10 protein-coding genes are annotated in these 13,525 nt (G+C 36.4%); 2 read left to right on the top strand and 8 right to left on the bottom strand.

Going from position 1 to position 13,525, the window contains the following annotated elements:
- Positions 1–3 precede the first annotated feature (3 nt).
- Together ACZ1AQ_RS08435 and ACZ1AQ_RS08430 are read right to left on the bottom strand one after the other, a co-directional pair.
- On the bottom strand, positions 4–840 hold the full coding sequence (locus ACZ1AQ_RS08435) for an ABC transporter permease (protein ID WP_489632482.1): 837 nt from the start codon (positions 838–840) through the stop codon (positions 4–6).
- 34 nt (positions 841–874) lie between these two features.
- The gene (locus ACZ1AQ_RS08430; protein WP_489632481.1) at positions 875–1,768 is read right to left on the bottom strand and encodes an ABC transporter ATP-binding protein; all 894 of its coding nucleotides are present in this window, start codon (positions 1,766–1,768) and stop codon (positions 875–877) included.
- A gap of 95 nt (positions 1,769–1,863) precedes the next feature.
- Between ACZ1AQ_RS08430 and ACZ1AQ_RS08425 the strand changes: the two genes are divergently transcribed.
- Positions 1,864–2,928 (top strand): hypothetical protein, encoded by a 1,065-nt coding sequence (locus ACZ1AQ_RS08425; protein ID WP_489632480.1) that lies wholly within the window; start codon positions 1,864–1,866, stop codon positions 2,926–2,928.
- A 37-nt stretch (positions 2,929–2,965) separates the two neighbouring features.
- Positions 2,966–4,177, top strand: a complete 1,212-nt coding sequence (locus tag ACZ1AQ_RS08420) for a TCR/Tet family MFS transporter (RefSeq protein WP_489632479.1) — start codon at positions 2,966–2,968, stop codon at positions 4,175–4,177.
- Positions 4,178–4,323: 146 nt separating this feature from the next.
- Here the strand turns inward: ACZ1AQ_RS08420 and ACZ1AQ_RS08415 are convergent, their stop codons facing one another.
- From ACZ1AQ_RS08415 to ACZ1AQ_RS08390, 6 genes are all read right to left on the bottom strand, one after another.
- Positions 4,324–6,114, bottom strand: a complete 1,791-nt coding sequence (locus ACZ1AQ_RS08415) for an acyl-CoA dehydrogenase FadE (RefSeq protein ID WP_438060081.1) — start codon at positions 6,112–6,114, stop codon at positions 4,324–4,326.
- Positions 6,115–6,267: 153 nt separating this feature from the next.
- Positions 6,268–7,449: a thiolase family protein gene (locus ACZ1AQ_RS08410; RefSeq protein ID WP_489632478.1), complete on the bottom strand. Its 1,182-nt coding sequence runs from the start codon at positions 7,447–7,449 to the stop codon at positions 6,268–6,270.
- Between the two features lie 110 nt (positions 7,450–7,559).
- Positions 7,560–9,950 (bottom strand): 3-hydroxyacyl-CoA dehydrogenase/enoyl-CoA hydratase family protein, encoded by a 2,391-nt coding sequence (locus ACZ1AQ_RS08405; RefSeq protein WP_489632477.1) that lies wholly within the window; start codon positions 9,948–9,950, stop codon positions 7,560–7,562.
- Between the two features lie 65 nt (positions 9,951–10,015).
- A complete protein-coding gene (locus tag ACZ1AQ_RS08400; protein WP_489632476.1) occupies positions 10,016–10,504 on the bottom strand; it encodes a MarR family winged helix-turn-helix transcriptional regulator in 489 nt (162 codons plus the stop codon).
- Positions 10,505–10,800: 296 nt separating this feature from the next.
- A complete protein-coding gene (locus tag ACZ1AQ_RS08395; RefSeq protein WP_489632475.1) occupies positions 10,801–12,582 on the bottom strand; it encodes an AMP-dependent synthetase/ligase in 1,782 nt (593 codons plus the stop codon).
- A gap of 207 nt (positions 12,583–12,789) precedes the next feature.
- A complete protein-coding gene (locus tag ACZ1AQ_RS08390) occupies positions 12,790–13,233 on the bottom strand; it encodes a hypothetical protein (protein WP_489632474.1) in 444 nt (147 codons plus the stop codon).
- Positions 13,234–13,525 lie beyond the last annotated feature (292 nt).

Below are 13,525 nucleotides of genomic sequence, written 5' to 3'. Positions count from 1 at the left end.
ATACTATAAATCGCGCTTTTTTAAGATTTTGTAAGACAATAAATTGAGAACTACAATCCATCCCAACACGATGAGAATGGAGGTAAAAGCTACGCCATAGTCTTTGGTGTTTTCAACGCCAATTTGAGTACCAATGGTTTTGACTAACGATAATCTTGAAAAAGGTTCTACAATCAAATTCGACATAGCTTCTAATGGGAAAAATTGGGTAATGTATCCCGCAATTGGGCTATCTGGAAAGATTTTAAAAGTTAAAATACCATTAGCAATTCCTTCTGCAATGGATAAAACCAATAAAAATCCTATAGCAAAAGCCGAACGTTTGACTAGAATTCCAAGAAACAAACACAAAGAAAAGAATCCTGTAAGTTTTACAAAAAAGGCAAGGACGTATTCTAAATCAGAGAAAATGATGCTCACCTCAGTGTAGGAAGAGAAACACAATCCCAAAATTAAACTCATTACAAAAACAAATACTGTTGAAGCTAAGGCAAAAGCAACTACCGTCAAAAATTTAGAAAGTACCAGTTCTTTTTTGCTCATTCCGTCGATGAGGTTTTGTTTTAGTGTGCCATAACTGTACTCATTGGCCATCATCGATACAATGACAATCGCCAAAAAGAATTTTAAGATGGCCGCGATATAAGTATTAAAATGCCAAATAAAAGGGAAGTTGAAAATTCCCATTTCGGCCAAATGAAATTTGAATACACCCAAATCAAATTTGATGGATGCAATCAAGGCAATGAAGGAAAGTAATATGAAATAAGTAAGCGTAAGGACTCTACTGGCTTTGTTGAGCCAGATTTTTTGTAATTCTATAGAGAGTAATCGTTTCATGATTTGTTTTTTGAGAAGGTTAAGAGATAAAAAACTACTTTTTGGTTAATGCTAAGAATTGCTCCTCCAAACTGTTTTTTCGTTTGACTAAATGGTTGAGAACAATGCCATTTTGAAACAAATACTGATTCAAGTCCGAAGCTTTCAAGTCAGTTTTTAGGTACACCAATACTTTGTTTTCTTCTGCTGCAATTTTATCCACTGCCGGATGTGTAGCAAGTACTGTTTTAAGTGTAGTAGTATCATCTGCTTCAAGTTCAAAAAAGCCTTCATTGGCGGCCATTCCGTCTACCAAACCAGCATATAAAATTTCTCCTTTTCTCAAAACCACTACATGTGAGCATACTTTTTCTACTTCATCCAAAAGATGCGAGGCCAAAAGGATAGTGGTCCCTAAACTAGCTACTTTTTTTATGATGTCACGAATTTGGTGAATTCCTTGTGGGTCGAGACCATTAGTGGGTTCGTCTAGAATTAAAATTTCAGGATCGTTGAGTAAAGCAGAGGCAATGGCCAAGCGCTGTTTCATCCCTAAAGAAAACGTACTGAATTTGCTGTCTTTTCTCTCGATAAGTCCTACCAGTTCTAATTTTTCTTCTATTTTGGAATAATTGATGTTTTTAATTTTGCATACAAGTTTGAGATTTTCGTATGCTGTCATATAGGGATAAAAATTAGGACGCTCGATAATAGCTCCTACTTTTTTTAAAGCTTCATGTGTTTCTAGTGCTCCATCAAACCATTGGTATTCTCCTGAAGTAGCATTTACTACGTTGAGTGTAATACCTAGTGTGGTTGATTTACCACTTCCGTTGGGGCCTAAGATTCCGTAAACATTGCCTTTTTTAATTTCAAAAGAAACGTTTTTTAACGCTTGGATTCTTCCGTAGCGTTTGTTGAGGTTTTTGATGGTTAGTATCGTTTCCAAGTTTTTAGTTATTTAGTTTTATGTAGGACGAGCCAATTCGTAATTTGTTACTTTTAAAATAGAAAATACTGTAAATTTGTAGAAAAGACAGACCTATGAGCGAGCCATTAATGGTTTTTAAAAAACCGTCCTACCCAATAAACAAACCTTTAATGGAATATTTGGAACGATTTGAACGCATTTCTAAAGTTCCTATTTTTTATGATGATTTGTTGCGTTTTTCGGGTTCAATAAATGTCTATGATAAAAACAACAATGATACGCTTTGGATACGAGTGTATTATAACGAATTTGAGCGCAATGAAATCGATTTGACTTTGATGAAAATCTATTCGTTATTGCATTCTGATGGAAATTTGAATATCATAAAGTTTCTAACAGTCGATTGTATAGATTATTGCACTTTTGGAAATTCTAAACCCTTTCGTGTGAAAGTGCGTAATATTCTTAATGATAACTATACCCATTTTTATATCAAAAAAGCGGATGCTTCTAGAGTCTATGGTCTTGAATTTGAACATATTTTATCTCCTGATAAGATTAATTTTTTGGTTTATAAGGATACGTTAATCGAAGAGCATATTATGGGGATTCCCGGGGATGTATTCATGAAAAATCTGTTAAAAGATTGTACGGAAACTGCCAAAGCTCAAATCGCTAAAGAGTTTGTTAAGTTTAATGAACGTTGCATGATTCGATTGTTAGGGGATATGAGAGCCTACAATTATGTGATTGTACCTACGCATGATTTTGATCAAGTAGTGTATAAGATTCGAGCTATAGATTTTGATCAACAGTGTTACGAAGGAAATTTTAAAGTCTACCGTCCTCAGTTCTTTAAAGAAAATTATCCAATGATTTTGTTGGTAAAAGAAAAGCTTCAAGAAAGTTCTATAGAACAATATAAAAAGGAAGAGCGCTCTGCAATGGCCAAGAGAATCCAATCTTCTGAAAATAGAATAAAAAGATTAGTGCAAATTATGTCTGGTGAAACTTTAGCTCCAGTTGAGCATTTAAACCAATTGAAAATGGAGTTGTACAATTATACACATGATTTGAACTTCAAAAATGCTAAATCAATGGGAGGTATTATGACGGCAGCCTTTGATTTTATTACTCGCAATTTTAAAAATATGAATAGTATGCGAGCTGGCTTTTAAATGCTATTTTTACCTTTTTAATTCTATCTTTTTTTTTATGAAGACCACACCCAATAATGCCTTACTGTTTATTTTTATTACTGTTTTAGTAGATGTTATAGGTCTTGGAATTATTATTCCGATTGTACCAAAATTAATTGAAAATTTAACAGGTCTTGGTATTAACGAAGCTTCCAAATATGGAGGGTGGTTGTTGTTTTCTTTTGCCATCATGCAATTTATTTTCTCTCCAATTTTAGGAGGACTAAGTGATCGATTTGGGAGACGTCCTATCTTATTACTTTCGCTTTTTGGATTGGGTTTAGATTATATTTTTCATGCCTTTGCGCCTTCTATTGCCTGGCTTTTTGTTGGGAGAATTATAGCTGGAATTATGGGCGCGAGTTTTAGTACGGCTACTGCTTATATTGCCGATATTAGCTCGCCAGAAAAAAGAGCACAGAATTTTGGACTAATTGGAGCAGCTTTTGGTTTGGGATTTATTATAGGCCCTGTAATTGGAGGTATAAGTAGCAAATGGGGAACTAATGTTCCTTTTTTGATTGCTGCTGGACTTACACTGTTGAATGTAATTTATGGTTATTTTGTTTTGCCTGAATCCTTGTCAAAAGACAATCGTAGGGCTTTTGAATGGAAGCGCGCGAATCCTATTAGTTCATTGAAAAATTTAAGAAAGTATCCAGTCGTTTCAGGTTTGGTAATTTCCCTAGTGCTCACTTTTATTGCCTCCCATGCTGTACAATCGAATTGGTCCTTTTACACGATGTATAAATTCAATTGGACTGCTGAAATCGTAGGATATTCACTAGCTGTCGTTGGAGTTTTGGTCGCTTTTGTTCAAGGATTTTTGATTCGAAAAATCATTCCGCGTTTAGGACAAACCAAATCCATTTATTTAGGCATGTCTTTTTCAGCTCTTGGTTTATTGCTTTTCGGATTGGCTTCAGAAAGCTGGATGATGTTTGCTTTTTTGATTCCATATTGTTTAGGAGGAATTGCTGGGCCAAGTATACAAGGTGTTATTTCGAGCCAAGTGCCTGCCAATGAGCAAGGAGAATTACAAGGTGCCCTTACGAGTTTAATGAGTTTGTGTGGAGTGTTTGGTCCTTTATTAATGACCAATTTGTTTGCTTTTGCTACCGCCAAGAACAGTACGTTTCATGTGCCAGGCGCTCCTTTTTTCTTGGCTTCATGCTTGACTTTGGTTAGTTTTTATCTTTCCTATCGAACATTATCTGGGAGAAAATAGTTTGTAAATAGTACCATCATTCTCAAATTGTTTACCTCTTTGTAAATGGTTAATTTGCTAATTTGTGGTTCTTTTGTAATAATAAAAAAGCCGACTTGTACCACACAAGCCGACTTTCTTAAACAAATAAAAACTAAAAAAAAATCTTAGAAACAGTAAGCGTTTTCAGCTACTAGTTTTGATGTAATGATTTCTCTTAAACCTACCACATTTGGCATGTTTGTATATTTAGTATAACGACGAAGTCCCATTAACATCATACGTTGTTCATCACCTTCAGCAAAAGATGCGATACCTTCTTTTCCTCTTTGAGTAATGATATCTACTGCTTTGTATAAGTACAACTGTGCCATAGCAATTTGTTCTTTTACGGCAGCTTCACCTTTTGTCTTAGCTAATTTTTCTGTTCTCAATATAGTACTTTCAGCCATGTAGATTTCGATAAGGATATCCGCAGCAGCCATAAGCAATTGTTGATGACCATCTAATTCTGGACCGTATTTTTGAACCGCTCCACCAGCAACCATCAAGAAAGCTTTTTTCAATTTGCCAATCATTTCTTTTTCCTCAGCAAATAATTCTGAATAATCAGGAGTTTCGAAAGAAGGAATTCCCATTAATTCTGCTTGTACTTCAGAAGCTGGTCCTAACAAGTCTACGTGTCCTTTCATGGCTTTTTTAATCAACATACCTACTGATAACATACGGTTGATTTCGTTTGTGCCTTCGTAAATACGTGCGATACGAGCATCTCTCCAAGCACTTTCCATAGGAGTATCTTCAGAGAATCCCATTCCACCAAAAATTTGAATTCCTTCATCAGAACAGTTTTGAACGTCTTCAGAAACCGCTACTTTCAAGATAGAACACTCGATAGCATATTCTTCAACCCCTTTTAATTCTGCTTCTTGATGTGAAGAACCGGCAGCTTCGCGTTCTGCGATTCTGTCTTCGATATCTTTTGCTGCACGGTATGATGCACTTTCACCAGCGTAGCATGAAGTAGCCATTTCAGCTAATTTAGAACGGATAGCTCCAAATTGAGAAATAGGAGTGTTGAATTGAATTCTTTCATTGGCATAGTTAACTGCTCCAGAGATAACTCTTCTTTGTGCATCCAAACAAGCTGCTGCCAATTTGATACGTCCTACGTTCAAGGCGTTCATTGCAATTTTGAATCCGTTTCCTCTCTCAGACAACATGTTTTCTACAGGAACTTTGGTTTCGTTAAAGAATACCTGACGAGTAGAAGAAGCACGAATTCCTAATTTATGCTCTTCTTCATTCATAGAAATTCCGTTAGCTGGATCGTTTTCTACGATGAAACCTGTAATGTTTTTGTCATCACCAATTCTAGCGAAAACAATGAAAAGCGAACAAAATCCTGCGTTTGAAATCCACATTTTTTGTCCTGTGATGGTGTAATATTTTCCATCTTCAGATAAAACTGCTTTTGTTTTTCCTGAATTCGCATCTGATCCAGCTCCTGGCTCAGTCAAACAATACGCACCAAACCATTCGCCTGAAGCCAATTTTGGAACATACTTTAATTTTTGTTCTTCTGTTCCGTACAATGTAATTGGCATAGTTCCAATACCTGTGTGTGCTCCAAATGCAGTTGAAAATGAACCAGTAGCTCCAGAGATATAGTCACATACCAACATAGTCGATACGAATCCCATTCCTAAACCACCGTAAGCTTCTGGAACAGCAACACCTAATAAACCTAATTCACCCGCTTTACGCATGGTTTCTTCGGTGTAAGCATAATCTTTTTTCTCAAAGCGATCTTTGTGTGCCCATAATTCTTTGTCTACGAACTCTTTTACAGAGTCACGCATCATTAACTGCTCTTCATTAAAATCTTCTGGTGTGAAAATATCTTCACATTTTGTTTCTTTTACGATGAATTGACCACCTCTTGTTTTATTGCTCATAGTAGCCCCCTAACCCAAGCACCCAAACCACGAATGTAGAGTAAGCTTTATGGGAATTCCTACTAGGGGTAAGTAGGGTATAAATTGTTAAACTATTTTTTTTAATTGAATGCATTTTATTAATTCCTACATAGAGGAAGGGATAGAGGGCTTTTACACCAACTCGAAAATCCCCGCACTTCCTTGTCCTGTACCTACGCACATAGAAACAATTCCGTATTTGTTGCCTCTGCGTTTCATTTCGTCGAATAATTGAACCGAAAGTTTAGCACCTGTACAACCTAGAGGGTGACCTAAAGCAATAGCTCCACCATTCACGTTGATGATTTCAGGATTTAAGTTGAGTTCTCTAGTTACTGCTAAAGCTTGAGAAGCAAAAGCCTCATTTAGCTCAATCAAATCGATGTCATTTAGTGTCAATCCGGCTTGTTTTAAGGCTTTTGGAATAGCTTTTACAGGACCAATTCCCATAATTCTTGGTTCTACACCTGCAGAAGCAAAGTTTACCAAACGAGCAATCGGCTGAATGTTTAATTCTTTTACCATTTCTTCGCTCATCACCAAAACGAAAGCAGCACCATCACTCATTTGTGAGGAGTTACCAGCAGTTACACTTCCATCGGCAGCAAAAACAGGACGCAAACCTGCCAAAGCTTCCAATGAAGTACCAGCTCTAGGTCCTTCATCTTTAGTTACTACATACGATTTGGTTTCTTTTTTACCATTTTCATTGATAAAAGTTTGCTCAACAGTAATCGGAACAATTTGGCTATCAAATTTTCCTTCAGCTTGGGCTTTCAAGGCTTTGTTGTGCGATTGAAAAGCAAACTCATCTTGATCTTCTCTCGAAATATTGAATTGTTTTGCTACCGCTTCAGAAGTCAATCCCATTCCCCAGTAGTAATCTTCGTGACCAGCTGCAGCCACTTTGTAATCTGGAGTTGGTTTATAACCTCCCATTGGAATATAACTCATACTTTCTGCTCCACCGGCAATAATGCAATGTGCCATTCCAGATTGGATTTTGGCAGTTGCCATCCCGATAGTTTCTAATCCAGAAGCACAATATCTGTTTACCGTAACTCCAGGAACATCATTTACTTTTAATCCCATTAAAGAGATTAAACGACCCACATTTAGACCTTGCTCAGCTTCTGGCATAGCATTTCCAACCATTACGTCATCAATACGGGTTTTGTCAAAATCAGGCAACTCATTCATCATATATTGAATGGTTTCTGCCGCTAATTCATCAGGGCGTTTGAATCTAAAAACTCCCTTTGGTGCTTTTCCTACGGCTGTACGATAAGCTTTTACTATATATGCTGTTTTCATATTAGCCCCCTAGCCCCCGCCTAGGCGGGGGAATTCCTATTAGGGGTAAATAGGATTTTAAATTAGTATTAGTTCGCTACCTTGTTCCCCCTTTGGGGGTTAGGGGGCTTTTAGTTTCTCAACGGTTTCCCTTTAGTTAACATAAATTGAATTCTCTCCAATGTCTTTCTTTCGGTACAAAGAGATAAGAAAGCTTCTCTTTCGATATCCAATAAGTATTGTTCAGATACTAAGGTCGATTCAGATAAGTCACCACCAGCCATTACATAGGCCAATTTGTTGGCAATTTTCTTGTCGTGTTCAGAGATGTATTTACCAGCCTGCATTTGGTCAGTTCCTACTAAGAACATTCCCAAGGCTTGTTTTCCTAATACTTTTACATCTTTTCTGCGAATAGGTTGAGTGTAACCAGCTTCGGCCATCAATAAAGCGTGTTTTTTAGCCTCAGCAATCTGGCGATCTTTGTTGACAACCACTATGTCTTTACCATGTTGTAAAATACCCAAATCGAAAGCTTCATAAGCAGATGTAGATACTTTGGCCATAGCCACTGTTAAGAAATACTCTTGAAGTACATTCAATTCTACGTCGTTTTTACGGAACAAATCAGACGCTCTCAACGCCATTTCTTTTGATCCACCACCACCAGGAATTACACCTACACCAAATTCTACTAATCCAATGTACGATTCAGCTGCAGCTACAACTTTGTCAGCATGTAAGCTCATTTCGCAACCACCACCTAATGTCATACCGTGCGGTGCAACTACTACTGGAATTCCAGAGTAACGTACACGCATCATAGTATCTTGGAACATTTTGATAGCCATGTTCAATTCGTCGTATTCTTGCTCTACAGCCATCATGAAAATCATTCCAATATTGGCACCAACAGAAAAGTTTGCTGCTTGATTTCCAATTACTAAGCCTTGGTATTCTTTCTCGGCTAGATCGATGGCTTTGTTGATGCCTTGCAATACATCGCCACCAATAGTATTCATTTTAGATTGGAATTCTAAGTTTAAGATACCATCTCCTAAATCTTGAATAATGGCGCCACTGTTGCTCCATACTTTTTTGGTTTCGCGTATGTTGTTCAAGATGATGAATGCATCCTGACCAGGTACTTTAGTTTGTGATTTGGTAGGAACATTGTAGAAATATGTAGCTCCTTCTTTTACCGTATAAAAACTAGTATTTCCAGCAGCAATCATTTCGGTAACCCAAGCAGCAGGTGCTAAACCTTCAGCTTTCATGATTTCAATTCCATTTTCAACACCAATAGCATCCCAAATTTCGAATGGTCCATTTTCCCACCCAAAACCAGCTTTCATGGCGTCGTCGATTTTGTATAATTCGTCTGAGATTTCAGGAATTCTATTCGAAACATAAGCAAACATTCCAGCAAAACTTTTTCTGTAGAATTCACCCGCTTTGTCTTTTCCTTTTACTAAAACTTTAAATCTATTGATGGGTTTGTCAATTGTTTTAGTCAATTCCAAAGTGGCAAAAGAAGCTCTTTTCGAAGCACGATATTCTAAAGTGTCTAAGTCTAAAGATAAAATTTCTTTGCCTTCTTTTTTGTAAAAACCTTGTCCTGTTTTACTTCCCAACCATTTGTTTTCCATCATTTTGTTGACGAAATCTGGTAGTTTGAACAACTCATGTTGTTCATCAGTTGGGCAGTTTTCGTAGATTCCGTTGGCTACGTGTACTAAGGTATCCAAACCAACAACATCAACCGTTCTGAAGGTAGCCGATTTTGGACGACCAATAACTGGTCCCGTCAATTTATCCACTTCTTCAATGGTTAATCCTAATTCTTTCACTAAGTGAAATAAACTTTGGATGCCGTAGATTCCGATTCTGTTTCCGATAAAAGCTGGAGTATCTTTGGCTACAACCGATGTTTTTCCTAAGAATTTTTCGCCATATCCTGTTAAGAAATCCAAAACTTCTGTTGAAGTTTGTGGACCTGGAATGATTTCGAATAATTTCAAGTAACGCGCAGGGTTAAAAAAGTGAGTTCCGCAGAAGTGTTTTTGGAAATCTTCGCTGCGGCCTTCGCTCATAAAATGAATTGGAATACCCGAAGTGTTGGAAGTTACCAAAGTGCCTGGTTTTCTGAATTTTTCAATTTGTTCAAAAACCAATTTCTTGATGTCTAAACGCTCTACAACCACCTCGATAATCCAATCAACTCCTGCAATTTTTGCCATATCATCGGTAGTGTTACCGGTAGTAATTCGGTTGGCAAATTTTTGATTGTAAATAGGAGAGGGTTTTGATTTTAAAGCGGTAGCTAAACTATCATTTACCAATCGGTTTCTCACGATTTTACTCTCGAGAGTTAATCCTTTTTTGGCTTCAGCGTCCGTCAATTCTCTTGGGACGATGTCCAAAAGTAAGACTTCAACACCAATGTTGGCAAAATGGCAAGCAATTCCAGAACCCATAATTCCAGACCCGATTACTGCGACTTTTTTAATTGTGCGTTTCATACTTAGTTACTATTTATTTTTTTTATTTTATTTCTTGAATGTGGTGTCGCTTATCAAACCGTTACTTATTGTTCGGTATTTTCACTCATCATTGTGTCTTCGTTAGATTCGTTTTCTGGAGTAGTGAAAATACTTTTCTCATGAATCAATTCGTTGATGATTTCGGCAACCTCCATAAAGTGCGCTAGTTTTTCTTCCGAAACATGTTGTTTAACTGTTTCATTAAACTTTAGCACTGTATTTTTTGAAAGCTCTCTTTTTTCTTTTCCAAAGGGAGTTAGATATAGTAAAACTCCTCTACCGTCGTCTGGATTTTTCTTTCTGAAGATTAATCCCTTTTCTTCCATTGTTTTCAAGGTTCTGGTCAAACTTGTAGCTTCCATTCCCATTCTTGGTCCTAAAGCAGTCGAAGGTGTTCCGTCTTCTTTGTCAATACTCAATAAGGCAAATCCTGTTGCCATTGTTGCATCATATTTGGCGGCTTCTTCGTTATACATTCTAGAAACGGCTTGCCATGTTGCTCTTAAAACATAATCAATTGTTTTGTCTTTCATAGTTTACTATATCGATTTCAAATATATATAAAAAATACTATGCATGCATATTATTTTTTTAATTTTTTTGTAAAAATAAAAAAACTCCATTGTTTTTCAGGAGTTTATGGTGTTGTTAAAATATTTTTTTTGCCAATACATTATGATTTTGCTAACAAAAAGAAGTAAAGTTGAAAAATAGTGAAAGAGAGAGGAATCTACAAAATGTTTTCACAAAATATCTCAAATGCTTTACAACAAAAAAAAAGTCCTGAATTTCAAATTCAGGACTTTTAAGTTGATGTTAAATCGTATTTTTATGATTGACCATAAATTTTTTCATAAAGTGGTTTGTACATTTCCAGTACAATTTTACGTCTAAGTTTTAGAGTAGGGGTAAGTTGACCGCCATCGATAGACCAAACGTCTGGTGTTAACTCAAAGCGTTTGATTTTTTCCCAATTTCCAAATTTAGCATTCAAATGGTCTACTTCTTCCTGAATACGTGCAATTACTTTTGGATTCGAAATGATTTCTTGGTTGGTTTTACCTACTTCAATACCGTGTAGTTTTTCCCATTCTTTGATGAATTCAAAACTTGGCTGAATGAAAGCAGCTGGCATTTTTTCGCCATCACCAATTACCATAATTTGTTCAATAAAACGAGATTGTTTCATAGTGTTCTCAATCAATTGTGGAGCAATGTATTTTCCACCAGAGGTTTTGAACATTTCTTTTTTACGGTCGGTGATTTTCAAGAAACCTTCCGCATCAATGTTACCAATATCTCCAGTGTGGAAATAACCATTGGCAAGTGCTTCTTTTGTTTTTTCTTCATCTTTGTAGTAGCCCATCATTACGTTTGGACCTTTACAAAGAATCTCGCCATCTTCAGCAATTTTTACTTCAACACCGTTGATTAGTTTACCTACAGTACCAATTTTGAAACCTTTGTTTCTCATATCGTTCACCGAGATTACAGGTGAAGTCTCCGTTAATCCGTAACCTTCCATTACAGGAATTTCGGCAGCGGCAAACACTCTAGTCAAACGCGGTTGCAATGCGGCACTTCCTGAAACCATTAAATCAAGATTGCCACCCAAACCTTCTTTCCATTTGCTGAAAATTAGTTTTCGAGCAATTTTCAATTGGAATTCATACCAAAAACCGTTCGCCCCATAAGGTTCGTAACGTAATCCTAAATTGATTGCCCAAAAGAACAAGGCTTTTTTAATACCCGTTAGTTCAGCTCCTTTAGCATAAATTTTGTCGTATACTTTTTCTAGCAAACGCGGAACTGCAGTAATTACGTTTGGACGTACTTCTTTGATGTTATCGCTAATTTTTTCAATCGATTCTCCAAAGTAAACCGAAACACCATAATATTGGTACAAATACAAAATCATTCGTTCAAAAATATGGCAAATAGGCAAGAAGCTTAACGCTGTATTTTTTCCGGGTTCAAACGGAATCCTAGGTGCACTATTCAACACATTCGAAACAATATTTTGATGCGAAAGCATTACTCCTTTTGGTTTTCCGGTAGTTCCCGAAGTATAAATAATGGTAGCCAAATCTTGAGTCTTCACATTGTTTTTGCGGTCTTCTACCACATCTTGATTGCTAGTGTCTGCCCCAAGCGTTAATAGTGAAGTCCAGTTTTCGCAACCTTCAATTTCATTAAATGAATAGATTCCTTTCAAAGCCGGAACATTGGCTTGTATGTTTTTAACTTTATTGTAGACTTCAACATCCGAAACAAAACAGTACAAAGAACCAGAGTGGTTTAAGATATATTCGTAGTCTTCCTCACCAATAGTTGGGTAAATAGGCACGGTTTGGGCTCCGGTTTGGAGTACACCAATATCCATAATATGCCATTCGGTTCTATTATTGGAGGATATAATGGCAATTTTATCGTCTTTTTGAATACCCATCCTAATCAAAGCCCTAGAAATGGTATTCGATTTTGCAATGTACTCTTCGGTTGAAGTTTTGTTCCAAACTCCATTTTGCTTAGTCACCAAAGCATCGGGAATTGAGTTGAATTTCTCTAATTGATAGTAAGGAAAATCAAATAGGCGTGTGATATTTACCATTATAAATGAATTGAATTTTTCGCAAATTAAATAAAAAATGCTAACATTTTTAGGTTTTTAAAAACTAATTATTATTCTGAATACTAAGTAGTTGGTATTCAACGAAATCGATTTCTTGAAACAGCCAATTTTGTTTAAAAAACTGTTTTTAGGCTCTTTTGTCTTGAATAGAATCTTCAATCAAAAGGTTTTCAAGGAGTTGACGTTTTACCTTTTTAACTCTTCCTCAGTAAATTCCTTAAAGCGCTCTCCAGCAATAAACATTTTCATTTTATTGAAATGAATCGTAAACGACAGGTAAGTCCATTCTTCCTCCTCGTTAGCCTTCGCTTTTTTGTACCACAATGAATAAGCTGAACTGTCAAAACCCTCTTTAAAAATCGGAATTCCAGATTCTGAACATTCAATTCCCCAAACAATTGGTTCTTTCACCAAATCCTCATTTTGTAGTATTCCCGTTCCATCGGCATTGAGAATCGTTATGGGTTCAACTTGTTTTTGCACCGCATAAAGTCCCGCAATAGGATAGTTAATTACGGTAGTAATGTAATGTTCAGTGTTGTGATTCTTGATTTTTGTTGTTTTAATTTGAGCAAAAGAGACACTAGCACTCGTCAAAAGTGCCATAAGCCATAAAGATTTTTTTTTCATAAGTAGGTTAGTTATTGGGGTAAATTATGAGCAAGGGCAGTGCTCGAGTTAATATATTATTTTTTTTTGTATTTGTAAGGAGCAGCAACAAAAGGCTTTCTGGGCAGCATCGTCCCGCTGTCCGTTATATCTTTGCCTTTTTAAAGAAAAAAGGCAAAGGATGCCACTTCCATCCTTTAGATTTGCTAAATAAATTTAGAGTACTTTTAATCAACAACCAAACTGACAAAGTGAACCTTATCTTCCATCAAAGTTAGCTACTTATGCCCCGATTAGGACTTTGTCAGTTATA

The sequence above is a fragment of the Flavobacterium sp. UM26 genome (assembly GCF_057922445.1).
Note: the sequence above shows the minus strand (reverse complement) of the source record. Positions and strands in the feature narration are given on the sequence as shown.